Here is a 491-nt window from a genome sequence, read left to right as displayed (position 1 = left end):
AAAAAGGCGACTACGACCGGGCGGCTGCGGATTATACTCAGGCAATAAAGCTCGACCCGAATCTTGCACCTGCCTACAATAATCGCGGCAATACCTATCTTAGCAAGAGCGATTATGGCAAAGCAATAGCGGATTTTGACGCAGCGATAGAGCTGAAGCCGGATTACGCGGAGGCGTTTAATAATCGAGGAATTGCGTATGAAAAGAAAGGCGACTACAGCAAAGCGATAGCGGATTTTGACGCAGCGATACGGCTGAAACCGGATTATGCGAAGGCGTTTCATAATCGGGGCGTTGCGTATATAGGACTTGAAAAATACACAAAAGCGTTTGAAGATTATCTTACCGCGGTTGAAAAAGGTTTCAGCGGCACCGGCGACGCAATTATCGACGCGGTATTCAAAAACCAACTGGATTTGCTGTGGTCGGCTGATTTCAAGCGGCTGGACGCCGCGCCGCATTATTTTCTGCGGCTTATCGCTTTCTGCATA

At 48.7% G+C, this 491-nt stretch carries 1 protein-coding gene; it reads left to right on the top strand.

The features are described 5' to 3' along the window. Positions 1 to 491 (top strand): tetratricopeptide repeat protein (locus tag AWU74_RS07965; RefSeq protein WP_162505076.1); only part of this gene is annotated, 491 nt, incomplete at both ends.

The sequence above is a fragment of the Treponema endosymbiont of Eucomonympha sp. genome (assembly GCF_001028545.1).
Note: the sequence above shows the minus strand (reverse complement) of the source record. Positions and strands in the feature narration are given on the sequence as shown.